The sequence below is a fragment of the Hymenobacter sp. B81 genome (assembly GCF_044628455.1).
GTDB lineage: Bacteria > Bacteroidota > Bacteroidia > Cytophagales > Hymenobacteraceae > Solirubrum.
Genome location: NZ_JBIYZW010000001.1, coordinates 866,997 through 887,953 on the forward strand (window position 1 = coordinate 866,997; position 20,957 = coordinate 887,953).

Annotated in this window: 20 protein-coding genes; 10 read left to right on the forward strand and 10 right to left on the reverse strand. The window is 66.5% G+C overall.

Features of this window, described 5'->3' with window-relative positions:
- Positions 1-27 precede the first annotated feature (27 nt).
- The 8 genes from ACE191_RS03865 to ACE191_RS03900 all read right to left on the reverse strand — a co-directional run bounded on the left by ACE191_RS03865 (position 28) and on the right by ACE191_RS03900 (position 7,500).
- Entirely contained in the window at positions 28-1,176 is a 1,149-nt protein-coding gene (locus ACE191_RS03865) for an outer membrane beta-barrel protein (RefSeq protein ID WP_400190866.1), read from the reverse strand.
- Between the two features lie 62 nt (positions 1,177-1,238).
- Entirely contained in the window at positions 1,239-2,135 is an 897-nt protein-coding gene (locus tag ACE191_RS03870; protein ID WP_400190867.1) for a hypothetical protein, read from the reverse strand.
- On the reverse strand, positions 2,116-2,694 hold the full coding sequence (locus ACE191_RS03875; RefSeq protein ID WP_400190868.1) for an RNA polymerase sigma factor: 579 nt from the start codon (positions 2,692-2,694) through the stop codon (positions 2,116-2,118). The genes ACE191_RS03870 and ACE191_RS03875 overlap by 20 nt, the downstream gene beginning before the upstream one ends.
- Before the next feature lie 177 nt (positions 2,695-2,871).
- On the reverse strand, positions 2,872-3,237 hold the full coding sequence (locus tag ACE191_RS03880; RefSeq protein ID WP_400190869.1) for a CoA-binding protein: 366 nt from the start codon (positions 3,235-3,237) through the stop codon (positions 2,872-2,874).
- 159 nt (positions 3,238-3,396) lie between these two features.
- Complete coding sequence (locus tag ACE191_RS03885) at positions 3,397-4,974, reverse strand: NAD(P)/FAD-dependent oxidoreductase (RefSeq protein ID WP_400190870.1); 1,578 nt, start codon at positions 4,972-4,974, stop codon at positions 3,397-3,399.
- Positions 4,975-5,083: 109 nt separating this feature from the next.
- Positions 5,084-5,836, reverse strand: coding sequence for a TonB family protein (locus ACE191_RS03890; protein ID WP_400190871.1), 753 nt, complete (start codon positions 5,834-5,836; stop codon positions 5,084-5,086).
- 113 nt (positions 5,837-5,949) lie between these two features.
- Positions 5,950-6,441 (reverse strand): hypothetical protein, encoded by a 492-nt coding sequence (locus ACE191_RS03895; protein ID WP_400190872.1) that lies wholly within the window; start codon positions 6,439-6,441, stop codon positions 5,950-5,952.
- A 66-nt stretch (positions 6,442-6,507) separates the two neighbouring features.
- Positions 6,508-7,500 carry a tryptophan 2,3-dioxygenase family protein gene (locus ACE191_RS03900; RefSeq protein WP_400190873.1) on the reverse strand — a complete coding sequence of 331 codons (993 nt, stop codon included), beginning with the start codon at positions 7,498-7,500 and terminating at the stop codon, positions 6,508-6,510.
- Positions 7,501-7,676: 176 nt separating this feature from the next.
- On the opposite strand from ACE191_RS03900, the gene sdaAB reads away from it, so the two are divergent.
- From sdaAB to ACE191_RS03940, 8 genes are all read left to right on the forward strand, one after another.
- Positions 7,677-8,357 (forward strand): L-serine ammonia-lyase, iron-sulfur-dependent subunit beta, encoded by a 681-nt coding sequence (gene sdaAB, locus ACE191_RS03905; RefSeq protein ID WP_400190874.1) that lies wholly within the window; start codon positions 7,677-7,679, stop codon positions 8,355-8,357.
- 103 nt (positions 8,358-8,460) lie between these two features.
- Positions 8,461-9,993: a TolC family protein gene (locus tag ACE191_RS03910; RefSeq protein ID WP_400190875.1), complete on the forward strand. Its 1,533-nt coding sequence runs from the start codon at positions 8,461-8,463 to the stop codon at positions 9,991-9,993.
- A gap of 191 nt (positions 9,994-10,184) precedes the next feature.
- A complete protein-coding gene (locus tag ACE191_RS03915; RefSeq protein ID WP_400190876.1) occupies positions 10,185-11,582 on the forward strand; it encodes an efflux RND transporter periplasmic adaptor subunit in 1,398 nt (465 codons plus the stop codon).
- A gap of 166 nt (positions 11,583-11,748) precedes the next feature.
- Positions 11,749-12,738, forward strand: coding sequence for an NAD(P)H-dependent glycerol-3-phosphate dehydrogenase (locus ACE191_RS03920; RefSeq protein ID WP_400190877.1), 990 nt, complete (start codon positions 11,749-11,751; stop codon positions 12,736-12,738).
- A 78-nt stretch (positions 12,739-12,816) separates the two neighbouring features.
- Positions 12,817-13,221, forward strand: coding sequence for a DUF4259 domain-containing protein (locus ACE191_RS03925; protein WP_400190878.1), 405 nt, complete (start codon positions 12,817-12,819; stop codon positions 13,219-13,221).
- Complete coding sequence (locus ACE191_RS03930; protein WP_400190879.1) at positions 13,222-13,650, forward strand: EamA family transporter; 429 nt, start codon at positions 13,222-13,224, stop codon at positions 13,648-13,650.
- A gap of 418 nt (positions 13,651-14,068) precedes the next feature.
- Complete coding sequence (locus ACE191_RS03935; protein ID WP_400190880.1) at positions 14,069-15,229, forward strand: MFS transporter; 1,161 nt, start codon at positions 14,069-14,071, stop codon at positions 15,227-15,229.
- Between the two features lie 155 nt (positions 15,230-15,384).
- A complete protein-coding gene (locus tag ACE191_RS03940; RefSeq protein ID WP_400190881.1) occupies positions 15,385-17,079 on the forward strand; it encodes a catalase in 1,695 nt (564 codons plus the stop codon).
- A gap of 114 nt (positions 17,080-17,193) precedes the next feature.
- Here the strand turns inward: ACE191_RS03940 and ACE191_RS03945 are convergent, their stop codons facing one another.
- Together ACE191_RS03945 and ACE191_RS03950 are read right to left on the reverse strand one after the other, a co-directional pair.
- A complete protein-coding gene (locus tag ACE191_RS03945) occupies positions 17,194-19,242 on the reverse strand; it encodes a heavy metal translocating P-type ATPase (protein WP_400190882.1) in 2,049 nt (682 codons plus the stop codon).
- 71 nt (positions 19,243-19,313) lie between these two features.
- Complete coding sequence (locus ACE191_RS03950; protein WP_400190883.1) at positions 19,314-19,736, reverse strand: Fur family transcriptional regulator; 423 nt, start codon at positions 19,734-19,736, stop codon at positions 19,314-19,316.
- A gap of 251 nt (positions 19,737-19,987) precedes the next feature.
- On the opposite strand from ACE191_RS03950, the gene ACE191_RS03955 reads away from it, so the two are divergent.
- Both ACE191_RS03955 and ACE191_RS03960 read left to right on the forward strand, forming a co-directional pair.
- Complete coding sequence (locus ACE191_RS03955) at positions 19,988-20,290, forward strand: hypothetical protein (RefSeq protein WP_400190884.1); 303 nt, start codon at positions 19,988-19,990, stop codon at positions 20,288-20,290.
- A complete protein-coding gene (locus ACE191_RS03960; protein ID WP_400190885.1) occupies positions 20,287-20,928 on the forward strand; it encodes a DAPG hydrolase family protein in 642 nt (213 codons plus the stop codon). Before ACE191_RS03955 ends, ACE191_RS03960 begins: the two co-directional genes overlap by 4 nt.
- Positions 20,929-20,957 lie beyond the last annotated feature (29 nt).

Sequence of the window (20,957 nt, forward strand, 5' to 3'; positions counted from 1 at the left end):
TTTCGTTTCCGTCGAGCCGGCGGCAGCTTAGATGTCGCTGAAGGTGATGCCGAAGCTCAAGGTCTGGGCCTGCGGGCCGCGGTTGTCCTTGAACAAGTCGTTGAGGTGGTACTTGGCGAAAAGGTCGAAGCCGCGGATGCCGAAGGTGCCGGTCAGGCCGTACTGGAAGTCTTCGAGGTGGTAGCTGCCGCGGTCCTTGTCTTTGCGGGTGCTGCCGTCCTGGTCGTACTTGAGCTTGGTGTGCGAGGCCACGCGGTAGCCCACGAAGCCGCCGGCGCCCAGGCGCAGGGTTTCCTTGCCGCGGCTGTCGCGGAACTTGAGCGTGGCGCCCACCGGCAGGTTCAGGCTGGTGGTGGCCAGCTTGCTTTTCTCGTAGCTGCGCTCGGTGTCGCGCACTATCTCGAGGCGGTTGTCGCCCTGCACGAAGCGGCGGTTGCCCTCCAGCATGTAGTTGTTGAAGGCCACCTCGGGGCCCAGGTGAAAGTACAGCGGGCTGTTTTTGCCGGTGCGGGCCCAGAAGTGCCAGTTCAGGCTCACGTAGCGCGAGCCGAAGGGGCGCAGGTCAAAGGTCTGCTCCTGACCCGTTACGGCGTCGAGGTAGGGCTTGCGGTTGACCAGCGCGTTCAGGCCCAGGTCCACGCCGAAGTCCGAGCCGGTGAGCCGCTCGCGGCGCTCCTGGCGGCGCATCTGCTTGAGCGAGTCGGCGTTGCCCGAGTCCGAGTTCCACTTCACCGACACCCGGTCGTTGCCGTCGCCGTCGTTGCTGTCTTCCACGATGACGCCGAATTTCTTGCCCATGATGACCTCCACGCGGTCGGTTTTGGTTTGGGCGCCGCGCACCGTTACGCGCACCTGCTCGGGGGCGGCCTGGCTGCTGGGCTTATCCTTGGCGGGGTAAAATTCCATGGTCACCTGCCCGTTGCTGGACTTGCTGCCGGCGGCCTCGGCCTGGCTGATGTAGCCCGAGAGCAGCACCATCAACGAGTCGAGCTTGTAGTTGCGCAGTTCGCGCAGCTGCTGCTTGTCGCGGGCCACGATGGTCATGGACACCTGGTTGGGCAGCTTCACCAGAATGGTGTCGTCGTTGCCGCCGGCGGGAGCGAAGGGACGGGCCAGGGCCGTGGCGCTGGTAAGCAGCAGCGCCGCAGCGGCGCCGCAGAAGAATGCGGGTTTCATAACGAAGGAAAGCTGAGAGTCGGAGGAGAGAGGCGGCGCGGGCGTCGGGACCGGCGGCCGAATTAGAGGGAAATGGTTTTGCTCAGGGTGTGGCCGCCCACGCGGGCCTGCACCGTCAGAGCGGGGTTGGCGGGCAGGCCCACCTCGGTCAGGTCGGGCTTTTCGCCGCGTACCACCCGGCCCACCTGCTTCACCACGCCCAGCAGCCGAACGCGGCGACCCGGGGCGGGCTCATCGTTTTGGGCCACTGCCAGCACCGGCAGGTCGGGCGACTCGCGCACTTCTACCTCAATGGCGCCTTGAGGAGTTCGGGGCTGAGGAGCCACGGCCAGGGCCTGGCTGGGGGCCGGGTCGGCGGGCAGAGCTTGGGGAGCCGGCGCAGCGGATTGCTGCACTGCCAGCGCCTCCGAAGGGGTTGCCGGGCGCAGCGCGGGCTTCGGCTCCGGAGCCGAGGGGCGCGGCGGTTGCTCGGCGCGGGCTACCATCCGGATGGCATCCTGCCGGCGAGCGTCCGGCGTGGGGGTGAAAGAGCGTTTCGGGGTGTTGGGGCGGGGCACCTCAGCAGTCGGGGTCTGCCCGGGGGCAGTCGGCTGCTGGGCGGCTAAGGCGTCAGATGCGGAAGCGGGAGCAGGGGTTGCCTGGAGCGGCTGATTGTTTTCGGGAGCGTCCGTATTTGGCTCCTGGTGCTGCTCCCGGGCCGAGCGCGGGGCCGTGGCCAGCTCGGGCGAGGCGGGGCCGCGGCCCGGCAGGCCCCCTGGCCGGTTCAGCAGCCAGGCGCCGCCGGCTACCAGCAGCAGGGTGACGGCGGCGGCCACGGCGTACAGCCAGAACCCGCCCCGGCGCTTGCGCTCCTCGGGCTCCAGGCGCTCCTGCAGGTCGTACCAGAGGTTGGCCGGGGGCGGCGTGGCGTGCTGTTGCAGCTGGTCGCGAAACAGCTTATCAATATCTTCCGGTCGCATAATATTCTTTCGGTGAGGAGGTGGAAGAAGCCTGGGTGCTGGCGGCCCCGAGGCGACGTTGCAGCATGGCGCGGGCCTTGCTGAGCTGCGATTTGCTGGTGCCCTCCGAAATGCCCAGCAGCTCGGCTATTTCGGGGTGGTTGTAGCCTTCTACGGCGTAGAGGTTGAACACCGTGCGGTAGCCGGCGGGCAGCTCGCTCAGCAGCTGCATCAGGTCGGCGGCGGCCAGGTTGCTTTCGGCGTCGGCCTGGGTGGCGGGCACGTCGGTTACCAGGTCGTCGATGGCCAGATGCAGGGGCTCCTTGCGGCGCAGCTGACCCAGGGCCTCGTTGACCATGATGCGCCGGATCCAGCCTTCAAACGAGCCTTCGTGGCGGTACTGGTCGAGGGCGCGGAATACTTTGGTGAACCCGGTCAGCATGGCTTCCTCGGCGTCGGCGCGCTGGCGCAGGTAGCGCAGGCACACCGTGAGCATGAGCCCGGCAAACCGCTCGTAGAGCAGCTTCTGGGCCCGGACGCTGCCTTGCCGGCAAGCATTGATGAGTTCGGCCTCGTTCACAGCTCAGGTAGGGTAGGAGTAGGGCAGTAGTAGTGCGTTTGAAGGGCTAGATGGGAAACCGCTGCCCACCGTTGCCCGGCCGGCAAAAAAAATGCCCCGACCGGCATTAAACCGGTCGGGGCAGGTTGGCAGGCAAGCTAAACGAAGGAGCCGAAAACGCTTAGCTACGGTGCTAAATCAATAGTTGCCAATGGAAAGCATCACCAGCGTGCAGGCTTCCTCGGTGCGAATGCCCTGCTGCTGGGCGCGGCGCTCCAGCTCCTCGTTTTCGGTGCCGGGGTTGAAGATGATGCGCCGCGGCTTCAGGTCAAGGATGTAGTCGTACCAGGCCGGTTGGTTCTGAGGACCTACGTACAGGGTCACGGTGTCGACATCGTCGACCGTGGGCTTGTCGGTATGAATGTCGAGCCCGGCTACCTGGCCGCGGCGGATGCCCACCGGTACCACCTCGTGGCCGTGGGCTTTGAGCCGGTGAACGGCCTGGTAGGCGTAGCGCGAAGGGTTGTCGGAGGCGCCAAGGACGACGGTTTTCTTGCTGGGCATGGCCAATCGAAGGGAAAGATGAAGGCTACTATTACGCAATGCCGTCGGTAAAGGCTATCGGCCCGCTTTGCGCAGCCGACCTGCGTACTCCCTGAAATCCCGGTGACGAGTACCGGGGCGCTGGAGTGAAGTCGTTTAAACGACGTGCTGCCCCCCAACCTAACGCGCCGCTACTACGGCCGCGGCCAGCGCCTCGGCGCACCGCTCGCCGTCCATGGCGGCCGATACGATGCCGCCCGCGAAGCCCGCGCCCTCGCCGCAAGGAAACAGGCCCCGCACCTCGGGGTGCTGCAGCGTGGCCGGGTCGCGGGGAATGCGCACGGGGGCCGAGGTGCGGCTTTCCACCCCCACAATCTGCGCGGCGTTGGTGGTGTAGCCGGGAATCTTGCGCCCGAAAGCCTGAAAGCCCTGCCGCAGCCGGCTGGCCAGGTTGGGCCCCAGCACCTCGTCCAGGGGCAGCGACGTCAGGCCCGGCTGGTAAGAGGTTTCGAGCAGGCTGCGCGAGGTTTTGCGCTGCACGAAGTCGCCCAGCAGCTGGGCCGGGGCCAGCTGGGTGTGGCCGGCCAGCTGGCAGGCGCGCTGCTCAATTTCCTGCTGCAGCTTCAGGCCCGCCAGCACGCCGTGGCGCTTCACATCCATGTCTTCGGGCTCGATGGCCACCACGATGCCCGAGTTGGCAAAGCGCGAGTCGCGTCGTGAGGGGCTCATGCCGTTGACCACCACCTCGCCGGGCGCCGTGGCCGCCGGCACAATAAAGCCGCCCGGGCACATGCAGAACGAAAACACCCCGCGCTGGCCGCCCGGCCCGTCGGTTTGCTGCACCAGCGAGTAGGAGGCTGCCGGCAGCTGGCCGCGGTCGGCGCGGTGGTACTGGGCCTGGTCGATGAGGCTTTGCTGGTGCTCCACGCGCACGCCCAGGGCAAAGGCCTTCGCCTCGATGCGCACTTGCTGGCGCAGCAGCAGCTCGTAGATGTCGCGGGCCGAGTGGCCGGTGGCCAGAATTACGCCGTCGGCCTCCAGGCTCTGGCCGTCGGCCAGCACCACGCCGCGGACCCGGCCGCCGTCGAGCAGCAGCTCACTCACGCGGGCCTGGAAGCGCACCTCGCCGCCGTGGTCCGTGATGCTCTGGCGCAGGGCCTGCACCACCGCCGGCAGCTTGTTGGTGCCGATGTGGGGGTGGGCGTCGACCAGGATTTCGGGCGTGGCGCCGTGCTGCACGAACAGCTGGAGCACCCGCTGTACGTCGCCGCGCTTTTTGGAGCGGGTGTAGAGCTTGCCGTCGGAGTAGGTGCCCGCCCCGCCTTCGCCGAAGCAGTAGTTGGAGTCGGTGTCCACTACGTGCTCCTTGTTGAGGGCGGCCAGGTCGCGGCGGCGGGCGCGCACGTCCTTGCCGCGCTCGAGCACGATGGGCCGGATGCCCAGCTCGATGCAGCGCAGGGCGGCAAATAAGCCGGCCGGGCCGGCGCCCACAATCAGGGCCGTGCGCCGGGCGTCGGCTACGTTGGGATACTGCACCCAGGGGCCGAACAGCTCGCGGGGTGGGGCCGTGCGGTACACCTCGGCCCGCAGGCGCACGCCCACGTTGCGGCCGCGCGCGTCGATGGAGCGGCGCAGCAGGTGCACGTAATCGGCCTGGCCGGGCTGCAGGCCGGCGGCTAGCAGAATGGCCCGGTAGCGGGCCAGCTCGTCGTAGGCCTCGGCGGGAGCGAGGACGAGCTCTACTTCGTGTTTATCCATAAGAAAGGCGGCAGGAAGCTAGGCCTGCAGACCGGGTGGTAGCGTTTCAGACGGCAAAGGTATGCCGAATGGTTCCGTTGCCCGAGCAAGTGCGAAGGGGAGCAGGAGCTTATTGGATGGTGAAGGTGAAAGGTAGTCGGCGGACTATCCTTACCGGCCGACCACTTGCCGCAGTGCCCGGCAACCACCAATTGTCGAAGGCCTGGCGCGCAGCGCGCAGGGCTTCCTGGTCGAGGGCCGGGTCCTGACTTTTGATTACCCGGAAATCCGTGGCGTTGCCGCGTTCATCGATGCTGAATTCCACGATGACCTTACCACTAGCGAGCCGCTTGAGGGCCGCATTCGGATAACGTACGCGGCCGTCGCCGCCGAACCAACGGCTTTCGTCACCGCCCACAAACCGCGGGGGGCTCGTCAGGCGTTGGCCGCTCTGCTCCACCGTCTCGGTGAGGGCGTCGGCTGGGGGCGAGAGTGATTCCAGCGTGCCGCGGGTATGATCGTAGCGAAAAGCTTGCTGGCCGTTGTCGTGCCAATATTCCCAGAGCCCGACCTTGTGCCCCGCCCGGTAGCGCCCCCGGGACTGCACCCGGCCACTCGGCGCGTAGTAAAACGTCCAGGTGCTGTCCTTCTGCCCGTGGCGGTAGTAGCCGCGCACGAGGCTCCGATTCAGCAGGCCGTTTTTGCCATACCGGCCGTGCCGGGTGCGCCCGTCGGCTGCCAGCACCGAGTAGACTTCGGTGAAGTATTCCGGCTTTTCGCGCTTGACGGTTACCGGACGGGTAGCCTGACCGAGCGACACCAGTGGCAGGCCGATAAGGAGCAGCCCCAGCTGGCCGGCGCGTAAGATCCTGGCTACAATCAATATAAAAGCCGGGGGCACTTTGGGCGTAGGTAGTGGGAGGGAACGGGAATTGAAATGAAAACCCGGCCGCCAGGGTACTGATGGCCGGGTTTCGGAAGAAATCTACTATGCTTTTACGACAGCACCACGCCGGGCACGTCTGCGTCCTGCTGCTTGCTACGCACCTGGGCCAGGCGCTCGTTGTACTTCTGCATGCCCTGGTTTTTCTGGTCGCGGCGCTGGGCCAGGCGGAAGTACTCACGGGCGCCCTTGGCGTTGCCCTGCAAACTCAGGCAGGCGCTGAAGCCGTAGTACACGTCGGCGTTGGTCGAGTCGAGCAGCCAGGCCTGGTTGAAGCGCTTGATGGACACCACCGGGTTTTGCTGGGCCAGGTGCTGCCAGCCCAGCTCCACGCTCACGTCGGAGGCGGCGCGGGCGTCGTAGCGGTACTTTTTCAGCTCCGAGCTGATGAAGGTCCGGTCGACTTTCTGCAGCGCCTTGCTCTTGACCTTGCCGCCGTAGCGCGGCAGCGTGTTCAGCGGCTGCGGGGTGTCCTGGGCGTGGGCGGCGGGCTGGGCCAGCAGCAGGGCCACGGCCGACAGCGTAGCAATGATCAGGCGCTTCATAGCAGAGTGATAGGGAAAACCAAAAATAGCCAACCGAAATATATTTCGGTTGGCTACGGGCGAAATTTATTTGGCGGCGTTGGCGGCGGCTACTTCCTCCAGCACCTGGTCGACCCAGGTTTTGCCCCAGTCCTCGAGTTCCTGTTCGGTCCAGAGCTGGGGGTAGAAAATGCGCTTCTGGAACTTGGGGGGCAGGTATTTGCGCCAATTGGTGCCGCCCGTAGCGGGCACCGCGTCACCGGCCTGCCGCTCGAGGTAGCGCACGGCCGACTTGTAGTGCATCAGCGGCCAGTTGATGTTCACGTTCACGTCGAGCTGCTTGAGCTGGCGCAGCAGGCGTGGGTGGCGGCGGTCGTCGGCCGAGAGGCGCTGCACGGCGGCCCACACGTTTCGCTCGCGGAAGCGGGCGGCGTGGTCGGAGAGGGTCTGGTGGTACTTCTTCTCGAACTGCACCAGGGTGAGGGTTTTGGCACCGTCGTGCTCCTGGGTGGCGCCGGCCTTCCAGTAGATGCAGCCCATCAGCTCGTCGTGGGCGGCGGCTTCGCCCAGCAGGCGGCGCTTTTCCTTGTCGAGCAGGTTATCGAGCGAGGTCGAGGCAATTTCGATCATGCGGTACTGGGCCGACTGAAAGCCCGAAGCCGGCATCAGCGTCATGCGGAACTGCAGGAACTGCTGGCGGTCCATGCCGTCGACCATCACGTCGAACGAGTCGATCAGATTCTCGAAATAGCGGTTAATGCGGCCCAGGCGCAGCACCAGTTCGCCCAGGGTGGGCTGCTGCAGGTCGCCGATCTGCTCGTATTCCACCAGGCAGAGCTTGAAATACAGCTCGGTAATCTGGTGGTACATGATGAAGATGCGCTCATCAGGAATGCGGGTCAGCGGGCGTTGCAGGGAAAGCAGCGTGTCGAGCTCGATGTAGTCCCAATAATTGACGTAATCGGCGTGGTAGAGGCCCTCGAGGTAGGCGGCCAGGTCCTGACCATCAGCGGCATACTTCTCCTGTAATCGCCGCAGCTGGGTGTAGACTGCGGGAGCAAACTCGTCCTGGTTTGGCATTGGGGGTGGGTGGGGAAAGCGAAGGGGGAACACAAAGAACGAAAAAGCCGGCAAAAACCTAGTTTTCGGGGCAACCCTTTCGATGAGCCTTTCATCTGCCCTTGGGCTGGCCCAACGGTCGGGGCGGCCGGGCCTAGTTGGTTTTGCCACCGCGCCCGCTACCTTTAGCCCACTTTATGGCTGAGAAATCTTCGATTTTTGACATGATCGGGCCGGTGATGATCGGGCCGAGCTCCTCGCACACCGCCGGGGTGGTGCGCATTGCCCGCGCGGCCATCCGCGTGCTGGGCAGTCAGCCCACCCACGCCACCATTACCTTCTACAACTCCTTTGCCCGCACCTACGAAGGCCACGGCTCCGACCGCGCCATCGTGGCGGGGCTGCTGGACTATCTCACCGACGACAAGCGCATCCGCGAATCGTTCGACCACGCCAAAGCAGCCGGGCTGCAGTACACCTTTCAGGGCGTGGGCAACGCCTCGACCATGCACCCGAACACCATTCGGCTGGAGCTGCGCGACGAAGGCCGCGGCGCCCAGGTCGAGGTAATCGGCCAAAGCCGGGGCGGGGGCGTGATTCGCATCGTGGAGGTCGACGGCTTTCCCTGCGACTTTTCGGCCGGGCTGCACACGCTCATCATCGACGCCGACGACGTGAAGGGTTCCATTGCCTTCATTGCCGACGTCATTGCCCACGACGACTGCAACATTGCCACCATGAACGTGAGCCGCAAGGGCAAAAACCAGGTGGCCCGGCAGTTCATCGAGATGGACTCGCCCCTGACGCCGCTCAGCATCGAGTACCTGCGTCACCTGCGCTGGGTGCACCAGGTGCGCTACATTGCGGCGGTCGACTAACCCCGAAGCGGGCCGCGGGGAGGCTGCGTTAGCGCCCTCGGTACCGGCCCCGAGCAACATGATTGAGCAAGGAGCTACGCACAACCAACCACGAACAACGACTATGACCGCCTCGCTTTCGTCGCGCCCGGCCCGGTTGGCCAGCAGCCTGCTGCTGGCTACGCTCGGGCTGCATTTGCCCGCGGGCGCCCAGAATGCACCCACCGCTGCGCCCGCGGCGGCCGTACCCCAGGCGGCGCCTACCGGGCCCTGGAGTTTGCCGCAGGCCGTAGAGTATGCCCTGCAAAACAACCTGACGGTGCGTCAGTCGCAGCTCACGGCCCAGGTCAACGACGCGCTGCTGCGCCAGAGCCGCCTGCAGCGGCTGCCCACGGCCAACGCCTCGGCCTCGCAGACCTGGAACTACGGCACCAACGTGGACCCGCTCACCTTCACGTTTCAGAACCAAACCACGCGGGCCAATAACCTGTCGGCCAACGCCCAGCTGAATCTGTTCTCGGGCTTTCAGGTGCGCAACACCATCCGCCGCAACACCCTCGACTACGAAGCCAGCCTGCTCGACATCGAACAGGCCCGCAACGATTTGTCGGTAAACGTGGCCTCGGCCTACCTGCAGCTGCTGCTGGGCGAGGAGCTGGTGCGCACCAACCAGGCCCGCATCAGCTCGGCGCAGCAGCAGATTGAGCGCACCGAGAAGCTGTTGCGCGCCGGCTCGGTGGCCGAAAGCAACCTGCTCGACAGCCAGGCCCAGTTGGCCACCGACGAGGTAAACCTTGTGACGGCCCAGAACCAGCGCGATTTGGCCCGCCTGCAGCTCACCCAGCTGCTGAACCTCGACGCCCAGCGCGCCGCCGGCTTTCAGGTGCTGGTGCCCAACTTGCCCGACCCCGACGAGATGCCCCCGCTGGACGAGGACGTGACCGGCACGTTTGCCACCGCGCAGAGCACCCAGCCGCAGGTGCGCGCCGCCGACCTGCGCGTGCAAAGCGCCCTGCGCGGCGTGGAAGTGGCCCGCGGCGCCTACTACCCGCGCCTGACCTTCGGGGCCAGCATTTTTTCGGGCTACTCCTCGGCGCGCATCGGCCGCAAGCTCACCGGCGACTCCCTGGTGGTGCCCGCCGGCTTTATCTACCAGATTACGCCCACCGGCCCGCAGCAGGTGCAGGGCCTGTTCGCCGGGGTAAACCAGCCGCGCTTCGAGACGCTGTCGGAAGGCTTTGGCTCCCAGGTGAAAAACAACCTGGGCAAGCAGCTCAGCTTCAACCTGTCGATTCCCATCCTGAACGGCTGGCAGGCCCGCACCAACGTGGAGCGCTCCACCATTGGGGTGAAGCAGGCCGAGCTCAGCGCCGAGCAAACCCGCCTGCAGCTGCGCCAGACCATTCAGCAGGCCTACGCCGATGCCCTGGCGGCCCAGCGCCGCTACGCGGCCAACAAGCGGCAGACCGAAGCCCTGACCACGGCCTACCGCAACGCCGAAATCCGCTTCAACAACGGGCTGATGAACGGCACCGACTTCAACATTGCCAAGAACAACCTCACGGCCGCCGAGTCGGGCATGATTCAGGCCAAGTACGAGTACCTGTTCCGCCGCAAGATTCTGGATTTCTACCAGGGCAAGCCGCTGAGCTTGTAAGCGTTGCCGCCCGGCCTGCCGGCGGCGGCGGCGAAATCAGGCTAAAAAACCGGGCCGGCGGCTTGCTTCACGCAGCCGCCGGTTTACTTTGCGCCGACTTTAAGCCGGTAGACCGGCTGCCACCCGCTTGGTGAGCTGGGTTTTCCCGGTTGCCCAGCACCCGTTTCCAAGACCCCCAATACCCTTCGTTCATGCGCAACAACCGTCTGTTGTATATTCTGCTCGGCCTGCTGGCCGTGCTGCTCATCGGCTTTGTCGTGGCCAAGAAACAGGGCTGGATCGGTCAGCCCGCCGGCGTCGAGGTCATCTCGGCCAAGGCCGGGCCGGCCAACATCGTGGAGAAAGTCAGTGCCTCGGGCAAGGTGCAGCCCGAAACGGAGGTGAAAATCTCGCCCGACGTGTCGGGGGAAATCATTGAGCTGTACGTACGCGAGGGGGACTCCGTGCGCAAGGGCCAGCTGCTGCTGCGCATCCGCCCCGACAACTACCAGGCCATGGTCAGCCAGCAGTCGGCCGTGGTGGGCACCCAGCAGGCCAACGTGGGGCAGGCCCAGGCCCGCCTGCAGCAGCTGCTGGCCTCGGCCAAGCAAACCGAGCTGACCTACCGCCGCAACGCCTCGCTCTACAAGCAGAAGGTGATTTCGCAGGCCGAGTACGAACAGGCCAAGGCCGCCTACGACGCCTCGCAGGAGGAAATCAACTCGGCCCGCCAGAGCATCCGTGCGGCCCAGAGCACCGTCAGCTCGGCCCGCGCCGGCCTGGAGGAAGCCCGCCGCAACCTCGACAAAACCACGATTTACGCCCCGGTGAGCGGCACGGTGAGCAAGCTCAACGTGGAGCGCGGCGAGCGGGTGGTGGGCACCTCGCAGATGGCCGGCACCGAAATCATGCGCATTGCCAACCTGAACTCGATGGAGGTGCGCGTGAACGTGAACGAAAACCAGATTGTGAACGTGAGCCTGGGCGACTCGGCCGAGGTGGAAGTGGACTCCTACGCCAGCAAGGGCGAGAAGTTCCGCGGCCTCGTCACCAGCATTGCCAACACGGCCAAGGACGCGCTGACGGCCGAGGCCGTGACCGAGTTTGAGGTGCGCGTGCGCCTGCTGCCCGAGTCGTACCGCCAGCTGGTGCGCACCGTGAACGGCCGCACCATCGTACCCTTCCGCCCGGGCATGACGGCCTCGGTGGACATCATCACCGACCGCCGCGCCGGCGTACTGGCCGTGCCGCTGAACGCGGTGACCACCCGCTCCGACAGCGTGATGCAGGCCGGCAAGGACCAGCCCGCCGGTGGCCGCGCCGTGGCCACGGCCGCCGCGGCGCCCAAGCCCAAGGGCGACGTGCAGGAGGTGGTGTTCGTGATTCGCGGGGGCAAGGCCGTGCTGGTGCCCGTCAAAACCGGCATCAACGACCTCGAGCACATCCAGATTCTGGAAGGCCTGAAGGCCGGCGACGAGGTGGTGAGCGGCCCCTACGGCGTAGTGTCGAATGCGCGCCGCCTCAAGGACGGCAGCGTGGTGGTGGTGAAGGACGCTAAGAGCCTGAACCGCGCCGCGTTGAAGGAAGATATGCCCCAGGACGAGGACTAAGCGCCGCCCCAAAGCGGGAACCAACCGGCGAGGCCGGGTCCGTAATCGGGCCCGGCCTCTCGTTTTTTTTGGCTAAACTCGGCCGCCGGAGCTTTTTTCGCCGGCGCGCTGCCCTTGCTTACCCCCGCGCGGCCGGCGTTTCCACCTCCTTCCTGCCTTTCCCCGAATGGATAAAATAGCCATGATTGGCGGCGGCTCCTGGGCCACCGCGCTTGCCAAGATTCTTTCCGAAAACGGCGCCCGCGTGAGCTGGTGGATGCGCCACAAATCCGACGTGGAGCACCTGCGCACCACCCGCCACAACGCCCGCTACCTCTCGTCGGTGCAGTTCGACCTGACGCGCGTGACGCCCTCCACCGACATTCAGGACGTGGTGAAGGATGCCGATTGGGTGGTGCTGGCCGTGCCCGCCGCCTTCGTCAAAGAAGCCCTCGACAAGCTCGACCGCGACGCGCTCAAGAACAAGCGCATCATCTCGGCCATCAAGGGCATGATTCCGGGCCGCAACGAGCTGGTGACCGACTACGTGACCGAGCGCTTCAAAGTGAACCGCGAGCAGCTGGGTGTGGTGGCCGGGCCCTGCCACGCCGAGGAAGTGGCGTTGGAAAAGCAAAGCTACCTGACCATCGGCTCGCCCGACCTGGCTTTGGCCGAGGACTTCTGCCAGCGCCTGCGCAACCGCTACGTGAAGGCCCACCCGGCGGCCGACCTCGACGGCATCGAGTACTGCGCCGTGATGAAAAACATCATTGCCCTGACCTGCGGCGTGGCCCACGGCCTGGGCTACGGCGACAACTTCCAGGCCGTGATGGTGGCCAACGCGGTGCAGGAAATCCGCCGCTTCCTGTACGCGCTCAGCCCCCAGCCGCGCGATTTGTCGGCCTCGGCCTACCTGGGCGACTTGCTGGTGACGGCCTACTCGCAGTTTTCGCGCAACCGCACCTTCGGCAACATGGTGGGCCGCGGCTACTCGGTGAAGTCGGCCCAGATGGAAATGAACATGATTGCCGAGGGCTACTACGCCGTCAAGAGCATCTACGAGGTCAACAAGGAGCTGCGCGTGAACATGCCCATCACCACCGCCGCCTACCACATTCTCTACGAGAAGATTGCCCCGGCCGTGGAGCTGGACATTCTCAAGGAGAAGTTCCGCTAGCCGCCTAAATGCCCGCGCCAGCCAGCCGCGCGGGCGCTTTTTGCGTACCACTCTACCCGCATCAACGCTCATCGCTGCATGGCTACCTGGGGACACTACAACTTCGACAACGACGCGGCCGCTGACTTTGCCGGCACCTTCCGCGACCACCACACCGAGGCCGTGCTGCTGGAGGCTTTGGTGGCCGCCGCCGAATCGGACGAGCCGGTGGAGGCCGACGAGGCCCGCGAGGCGCTGGCCGCCGCCGAAATCGTGGCTGCCATTCTGGGCAAGCCCGCCACCGACTTCCCCGCCGACCTGATTCCGGTGATTCGCAAGCTCAACGCCGACGACTTCGAGGATTTGCGCGAGCTGGCCGCCGAAGCCGTGGAGGCGGTGCTGGAAAAGTCGGAGGTGCGCGCGGCGCTGGCCGAAAGCGACAAGCTGGCGGCCTGGCAGCAGCTGCAGCGCGACCTGCTCACCCGCCTCGACGACAGCGAGTAGATGCCCTGGCTGGTGCTGGCCCTGCTCACGGCGCTGAGTCTGGCCTTTTACAACTTCTTTATCAAGCTGGCCTCGAGCCACGTGCAGGCAGCCGTGGGCGCCGTGGTGCTGCAGCTGGTGGCCGCGGCCCTCGGTGCGGCGTGGCTGCTCAAGCTGAAGCTGCAGGGCCAGCAGCTGACCGTTACCGGCACGGGCCTGGGGCTGGCGGCGCTGGCGGGGCTGGGCGTGGGCCTGGCCGAAATCCTCACGTTCGTGGTGTTTAGCCGCGGCGTGCCTTCGTCAGTGGGCACGCCCGTGATTGTGGGCGGCTCGGTGCTGCTCACGGCCGTGCTGGGGTTGCTGGTGCTGCGCGAAAGTTTGTCGGGGCCCCAGGTGCTAGGCCTGCTGCTCATCGTGGTCGGCATTGCGCTGCTGGCCCGCGGCCACTGAGCCGGGCGGCAAAACGACCAACCGGCGCGGGCTTCGCCCAGCCAGGATCCGGCTGTCGTTGCCATTTCTGAACGCTTCACCACTACACCGGCCGTCGGACCTGGGCTGCCGTGCTTTGAGCGGCTGCCCGAATGGGAAAGGCTTACCACGGGCCCAGACCTGAGGGAGCTGGCGCAAACCAGCAAAAAATAAAATTCTTTGCGCCAGCCCGGAGTAGCCGCTCCCGTATTGCGCCCGGCTCAGCCGCCCGCGCCGGTGGCCGGTACCGAACCGGAGCCAGCCCGTCGCGTATCTTTGGCTCTGGCCGGCCAACCGCTCCCCTCGGGTTGGCCGCGCCTTCGCGCCGAATACCGGGCCTGCTCGGGCCCACCCGTTTGTTTATGCGCCGCCGCGGCGGCCACTCACCACGAGGGGATTCATGATTTCAGTTGCCAGCGAAGCGGCCGTTCCGGCCCGGCGCACCCACCGCGTGGCGGTGGCGGCGTGGTTTTTCCTGCAGGGCCTGGTTTTCGCCAGCTGGGCCTCGCGCATTCCCACCATTCAGCAGCGCCTGGGCTTTTCCGACGCCACCCTGGGGCTGATGCTGCTGGCCATTCCGCTGGGGCAGCTGCCCTCGCTGCCGCTCACCGGCTGGCTGATTCACCGCTTCGGCAGCCGGCGCACCGCTTTGGCCGGCTCGATGCTCTACGGCCTGTCCCTGGTGGGGCTGGGCTGGGCCGCCGAGCCCTGGCAGCTGCTGCCCTGCCTGATTGTGTTCGGGCTGGCCAGCAATCTGATGAACATCTCCATCAACACCCAGGCCGTGGGCGTGGAGGCACTCTACCACAAGCCCATCATGGCCTCGTTTCACGGCCTGTGGAGTTTGGCCGGCTTTACCGGCGCGGGCATCGGCACGGCCATGATTGGCGGGAGCGTGCCGCCGTTCTACCACTTCCTGCTGATTCTGGCCGCGGTGCTGCTGGGCGCCGCACTCAGCTACCGCCGGCTGCTGCCCCACTCCGTGGCCGACGACGCCCAGGAGCAGCCCGCCTTCGTGCGACCCGACCGTACCCTGCTGGGGCTGGGGGCGCTGGCCTTCTGCGCCCTGATCTGCGAGGGGGCCATGTTCGACTGGAGCGGGGTGTACTTTCAGAAAGTGGTGGGCGCCCAAAAAGCCTGGGTGGGCGCCGGCTACACGGCTTTCATGAGCACCATGGCCCTGGGGCGCTTCGGCGCCGACTGGCTCACGGCCCGCCTGGGGCCGCGGCGCGTGGTGCAGGGCAGCGGGCTGCTTACGGCTGGCGGGCTGCTGCTGGCCGTGGCGCTGCCCACGCTGGGGGCGGCGCTGCTGGGCTTTATGCTGGTGGGGCTGGGCACCTCGGCGGTGGTGCCGCTGGTGTACAGTGCCGCCGGCCGCTCCCGGGTGATGCCGGCCGGCATGGCCCTGGCCGCGGTGTCGACCATCGGTTTTCTGGGCTTTCTCATCGGGCCGCCGCTGATCGGGCTGGTGGCCGGGGCTACCAGCCTGCGCCTGTCGTACGCGCTGATTGCCCTGATGGGGCTGGCCGTGGCGGGTTTGGCGGGACGGGTGCGGCTGTGAGAAGGGCTAAGCTTGTGATTTTCGGGCTGCTTGCTTACTATAAGGGCGCAGTGCCGCGGGGCTGACCGCCGCGCTTGTGGAGAATAATTCTCCGCAAGCCAAACCACGGGCCGGCCTTGGTGGTATTGCATACGTCACTTTCAACCAGCCCACCTATGAGCGAAAACCCGCAGAACCCCCAGCAGCCGGCCCACAACGGCCACAACGGCCACTCGCCCGCCGATGGCACCGGCACGGCCGTCACCGGCTCCGGCTCCTCGCACGATGGCCGTACCACCGACGGTGAAAATGCCCAGACGCTGACCACGCGCCAGGGCCATCCGCTCAGCAACAACCAGAACATCCGCACTGTGGGCAACCGCGGCCCGGCCACGCTGGAAAACTACGCCTTCATCGAGAAAATCAGCCACTTCGACCGGGAACGGGTGCCCGAGCGGGTGGTGCACGCCCGCGGGGCCGGGGCCCACGGCGTTTTTGAAGCCTACGGCAAAGTGGGCGACGAGCCCATTGCCAAGTACACCCGCGCCAAGCTGTTTCAGGAAAAAGGCAAGCAGACGCCGGTGTTCGTGCGCTTCTCCACGGTGGGCCACGGCGGCCACTCGCCCGAAACCCTGCGCGACCCGCGCGGCTTTGCCGTGAAGTTCTACACCGAGGACGGCAACTGGGATTTGGTGGGCAACAACCTCAAGGTGTTCTTCATCCGCGACGCCATGAAGTTTCCCGACCTGATTCACTCCCAAAAGCCCGACCCGGTCACCAACCGCCAGAGCGGGGAGCGAATCTTCGACTTCATCTGCAACACGCCGGAGGCCATGCACATGGTGGCCTTCCTGTTTTCACCCTGGGGCATTCCGGCCAACTACCGCCAGATGCAGGGCTCGGGCGTGAACACCTACAAGTGGGTGAATGCCCAGGGCGAGGCCGTGCTGGTGAAATACCACTGGGAGCCGCTGCAGGGCATCAAAAACCTGACGGCCGCCGAGGCCGAGGCCATTCAGGCCAAAAACTTCAACCACGCTACCCAGGACCTGTTCGAGGCCATTGAGCGCGGCGAGTTCCCGCAGTGGGAGCTGTGCGTGCAGATCATGAGCGACGACGAGCACCCCGAGCTGGACTTCGACCCGCTCGACGACACCAAGATCTGGCCCCAGGACCAGTTTCCCTTCCTGCCCGTGGGCAAGATGACGCTCAACCGCAACCCCGAGAACTACTTCGCGGAGGTCGAGCAGTCGGCCTTTGGTACCGGCGTGCTGGTCGACGGCCTGGACTTCTCCGACGACAAGATGCTGCAGGGCCGCACCTTCTCGTACTCCGATACGCAGCGCTACCGCGTGGGCACCAACTACCTGCAGCTGCCCATCAACGCGCCCAAAAAGCACGTGGCCACCAACCAACGCGACGGGCAGATGGCCTACCACGTGGACGCCGCGCCGGGCCAGAACAACCACATCAACTACGAACCCAGCTCCTTGAACGGCTTGAAGGAGGCGCCCCGCGCGGCTCCCGACCACATGCCCCAGTACAGCGGCCGCCTGATACGCCAGACCATTGACCGGCAAAACAACTTCAAGCAGGCCGGCGAGCGGTACCGCCTGCACGAAGACTGGGAGCGGGACGACCTCATCGGCAACATGGTGGGTGCCCTGACCGACGCCGACCACCGGGTGAGCGACAAAATGGTGGAGCTGTGCACCAACTGCGACCCGGACTGGGGCCGGCGTCTGGCCGAGGGCCTGGCCGCCGCCCGCCAGGGCAAACAGGCCAAGGGCGGCAACCAGCACAACGAAGGCAAGCAGCAGCAAGCTGTGGCCCAGGCCGAAGCCCAGGGCCACGAAGCCAAGCCCTACTAAGCAGCCGCTGAGTACGCATCAACCTGAAAGCCCCGGTGGAACGGTATCCACCGGGGCTTTTTCGTTGGGCAGGGCTGAACCAGCCGCTCAGCTCTAGCTTCTAGTTCTAAGCTCTCAAAACCTCATGCGCTGAATGCGCACCGCGTTCAGGATGGCCAGCAGAGCCACGCCCACGTCGGCAAATACGGCCTCCCACATGGTGGCCAGTCCGCCGGCGCCCAGGGCCAGCACCAGGGCCTTCACACCGAAGGCCAGCCAGATGTTCTGCCATACCACCCGGTGGGTGGCGCGGGCAATGCGCCGGGCGGTGGCAATCTTGCTGGGCTGGTCGGTCTGAATCACCACGTCGGCGGTTTCGATGGTGGCGTCGGAGCCCAGGCCGCCCATGGCAATGCCCACGTCGGCCAGGGCCACCACGGGGGCGTCGTTCACGCCGTCGCCCACGAAGGCCAGCTTGCGGCCTTCCCGCAGGTACTGCTGCACGTAGCGGGCCTTGTCTTCGGGCAGCAGCCCACCGTGGGCTTCGGCGATGCCCAGCTCCCGGGCCACGCGCTGGACCACGCGGTCCTGGTCGCCCGAGAGCATCACCAGGCGCGTAATGCCGTCGGCCCGCAACTCACGCACCGCCCGGGTCGCGTCGGGCTTGGGCGCGTCGGCCACCACCAGGTAGCCGGCGTAGTGGCCGTCGATGGCCACGGCCACCAGGCTGTCGGCTACCGCGTCGACCTCGGGCGGGTAGGCCACGCCGAACCGGGCCAGGAGGCGGGCGTTGCCGGCCAGTACCTGCTGGCCCGCTACGCGGCCGCGCAGGCCGTGGCCGGCAATTTCCTCTACTTCCGTTACGTCAGCCCCTGCCGCAGCCGCGCCGGCGTAATCCACTACGGCCCGGGCAATGGGGTGGGTCGATTTGGCTTCCAGCGCGGCGGCCAGGCGCAGCAGTTCGGCCGCGTCGGTGCCGGGGGCGGGCTGCACCCGCTGCACGGCAAACACGCCCTGGGTGAGCGTGCCGGTTTTGTCGAGCACCACCGTGTCGATTTCGCGCAGCACGTCAAGGAAGTTGGAGCCCTTGAACAGGATGCCCGCCCGCGAGGCCGCGCCGATGCCGCCGAAGTAGCCCAGCGGAATGCTGATGACCAGGGCGCAGGGGCAGGAAATGACCAGGAACACCAGCGCCCGGTACAGCCAGTCGCGCAGCACGTAGTCGGCAACCAGGAAGGCGGGCAGCAGCACCAGCAACGCGGCCAGCCCCACTACGATGGGCGTGTAGATGCGGGCGAAGCGGGTGATGAACTGCTGGGTTTTGGCCTTGCGCCCTACCGCGTCCTGCACCATAGCCAGAATGCGGGAAAGCCTGGTGTCGGCGAAGGCGGCCGTTACCCGCACGTGGGCCAGGGTGTCGAGGTTGACCATGCCCGCCAGCACGGTTTCGCCCGGCTGCCGGGTTTGCGGGGCCGACTCGCCGGTGAGGGCGGCGGTGTTGAACGAGGCCGCCGCGGTTTGCAGCGTGCCGTCGAGGGCCACCTTTTCGCCGGGCTTGATTTCCAGCACCTCGCCGAGCTGCACCGCGCGCGGGTCGAGCACCTGGCTGCCGCCGGCGCGCAGCACCGTGACTTCGGTGGCCTGCACTTCGAGCAGGGCGCGGATGCTGCGCTTGGCACGGTTCACGGCCGCATCCTGAAACAGCTCGCCCACGGTGTAGAACAGCATCACGGCCACGCCCTCGGGATATTCGCCGATGGCAAAGGCGCCGAGCGTGGCCAGGCTCATGAGCAGAAACTCGTTGAACACCTGGCCCGAGGGCAAGCTGAGCGCGGCCGCCTTCAGCACCTTCCAGCCCACCAGTAGAAAGGCCGCCCCGTACCAGAGCAGGCGCAGCGGCCCGGTAAAGTAGCCAACGTGGTAATGGTCGAGGGCGAGGCCGGCCAGCAGCAGCGCCAAACTCAGGCCGGGCAGCAGGTAGGGATAGGCCCCGGCGGGTCCGTGGTCGTGCCCGTGGTCATGATCGTGGTGAGCGTCGTCGGTCGGCGCGTGGTCCTGGCCAAGGGGCGCGGCCGCGGCGACCGGGGTGAGCTGCTCGCGGGTGAGGGCGCCCACGTTGTCGAGCTGCACCTGTTTGGCGGTGTTGAGCTTTTCGTTAAGGCTATCGGGGGAGAACTGGGGCATGAGCGTGTCGGCACGGGGCCATTTGTGCGGGCAAACCTCGCCAACCCAAGCATGCAACAGTATTGCATTGTTTAGCCGGCACCGGCGCAGCCCGGGCACAGTCCCTTCATCACCAGGCTGGTTTCCTGTACCTGATACGCACCGGGCAGGGCAATGGCCGGTATGGGCACTGCCGGCAGGCAGCTGGTGCCGCGGCAGTGCCGGCAGAAAAAGTGCACGTGCAGGTCGTGATGCTGGTCCGGTTTGCAGTCCGGCTCGCACAGGGCGTAGCGGGCCGCTCCACGGCCGTCGTCGACGCGGTGGACCAGGCCCTTGTCGGCGAAGGTTTTCAGGGTGCGGTGCACGGTAATGCGGTCGGCGGGCCCCAGCAGCTGCTCGACGTCGGCCAGGCTCAGGGCGGTGGCGTGCTGCTGCAGCACCTGCAATACCAGCATGCGCATGGCGGTGGGAGCAATCTGCTTGGCGATGAGCGCGTCTTCGAGGGGCTGGGGCATGGCAGTAGAGGAGAAGGAGGCAAAAACCCAGTGGCCGGGTGACGGGCGCAACAGGGCGGGCGGCGGAAGCAAGATTAGCAAACCGGGGCTTTGGCGGCCGCTACTACATAAATAAGTGGCCTAAACGGCACTCAGCCGGCCCCGGCCAACATGCTTATGCGATTGTGCCCGGCGGGGTTTTCGCGCTCCTTTGCTGTGGTCGTCGGCGGCAGTGCCAGCCGCTGGGGCTTCGAGCTAAACTCCCACCCGCCATGAACACGTTCGCGCCGATCATGCTGCTGTTGCTGCTGCTCAGCCTGCCCGGGCTGCACCCCACGGCGGGCGGCCCGGCTGCACGGCCGACTCCCGTACTGACCCCGGCGCCGGCCCCGCCGGGGCAGCTGAGTGCCAGCCGGCGCGCCCTCGGGCGGCGCATTCCGGCCGCTTTCCGCCCCGCGGCGGTGCGGGCCCTGGGCCGGCTGCTGCGCGCCTACGCCGAGCCGCAGCGCCTGCCGGCGCTTTCCTGGGCCGCCCTGGCGGCCGGCCACCCCACCTCGTTATCCACCCGCATATGAGCCGACAATTACCCCCGCCCCGCGCGTTTGGCTGGGCCATGAAACCGTTGAGCAGCGCCCGCACCGCGTTTCGGCGCTTGCCCCGGGGCTCGTTTGAGCTGACCATTGAGCACGACCTGATCCGCAACGTCACGCCCCGCATGCTGGCCTGGTGGTTTGGCCATATTGACGGGACTATGCATTACCAGGGCCGGGAGTACCCGCGCTACCTGGTGTGGCACCCCACCGACCACGTGCACTGGGCCCTGGCCCAGGCCGCACCGGGCGGCGGGGCCGGGGTGGGCAGCCACTTCCGCATCGTGGAGGCGTTCGGTGGCAACCCCCGGCACTGGATCGACAGCACCGAGCAGGTAACCAAGCTCGACGCCACCGGCATCCGGCTGGTGCGCCGCGCGCTGGGCACCGAGGTCTTCAGCCTGGAGCACTGGTTTGAGGCCGACGCGCAGGGCACGCGCTACCGCTCGCGCATGCAGGTGGGCGCCGAAAGCCCGCTGGGCCAGTTCCTGCTCAACCCGCTGCTGCAGCGGCGCCTGTTCACGGCCGACATGGGCTACGCCTGGCTGCGCCACAACGTGGAGGAGGTTGGCAACTTCGAGTTCTTCCTGCCCGAGCTGTACGCGGCCGAAGCCGGGAACTGAACAGAGGCGCCGGGCTGATAAAGGTCGGA

Bases quoted from the DNA above. Each gene is read 5' to 3' on its own strand.
- ACE191_RS03865 (WP_400190866.1), bottom strand. From the start codon at position 1,176: ATGAAACCCGCATTCTTCTGCGGCGCCGCTGCGGCGCTGCTGCTTACC.
- ACE191_RS03870 (WP_400190867.1), bottom strand. From the start codon at position 2,135: ATGCGACCGGAAGATATTGATAAGCTGTTTCGCGACCAGCTGCAACAG.
- ACE191_RS03880 (WP_400190869.1), bottom strand. From the start codon at position 3,237: ATGCCCAGCAAGAAAACCGTCGTCCTTGGCGCCTCCGACAACCCTTCG.
- ACE191_RS03885 (WP_400190870.1), bottom strand. From the start codon at position 4,974: ATGGATAAACACGAAGTAGAGCTCGTCCTCGCTCCCGCCGAGGCCTAC.
- ACE191_RS03895 (WP_400190872.1), bottom strand. From the start codon at position 6,441: ATGAAGCGCCTGATCATTGCTACGCTGTCGGCCGTGGCCCTGCTGCTG.
- ACE191_RS03900 (WP_400190873.1), bottom strand. From the start codon at position 7,500: ATGCCAAACCAGGACGAGTTTGCTCCCGCAGTCTACACCCAGCTGCGG.
- sdaAB (WP_400190874.1), top strand. From the start codon at position 7,677: ATGGCTGAGAAATCTTCGATTTTTGACATGATCGGGCCGGTGATGATC.
- ACE191_RS03910 (WP_400190875.1), top strand. From the start codon at position 8,461: ATGACCGCCTCGCTTTCGTCGCGCCCGGCCCGGTTGGCCAGCAGCCTG.
- ACE191_RS03915 (WP_400190876.1), top strand. From the start codon at position 10,185: ATGCGCAACAACCGTCTGTTGTATATTCTGCTCGGCCTGCTGGCCGTG.
- ACE191_RS03920 (WP_400190877.1), top strand. From the start codon at position 11,749: ATGGATAAAATAGCCATGATTGGCGGCGGCTCCTGGGCCACCGCGCTT.
- ACE191_RS03925 (WP_400190878.1), top strand. From the start codon at position 12,817: ATGGCTACCTGGGGACACTACAACTTCGACAACGACGCGGCCGCTGAC.
- ACE191_RS03930 (WP_400190879.1), top strand. From the start codon at position 13,222: ATGCCCTGGCTGGTGCTGGCCCTGCTCACGGCGCTGAGTCTGGCCTTT.
- ACE191_RS03935 (WP_400190880.1), top strand. From the start codon at position 14,069: ATGATTTCAGTTGCCAGCGAAGCGGCCGTTCCGGCCCGGCGCACCCAC.
- ACE191_RS03940 (WP_400190881.1), top strand. From the start codon at position 15,385: ATGAGCGAAAACCCGCAGAACCCCCAGCAGCCGGCCCACAACGGCCAC.
- ACE191_RS03945 (WP_400190882.1), bottom strand. From the start codon at position 19,242: ATGCCCCAGTTCTCCCCCGATAGCCTTAACGAAAAGCTCAACACCGCC.
- ACE191_RS03950 (WP_400190883.1), bottom strand. From the start codon at position 19,736: ATGCCCCAGCCCCTCGAAGACGCGCTCATCGCCAAGCAGATTGCTCCC.
- ACE191_RS03955 (WP_400190884.1), top strand. From the start codon at position 19,988: ATGAACACGTTCGCGCCGATCATGCTGCTGTTGCTGCTGCTCAGCCTG.
- ACE191_RS03960 (WP_400190885.1), top strand. From the start codon at position 20,287: ATGAGCCGACAATTACCCCCGCCCCGCGCGTTTGGCTGGGCCATGAAA.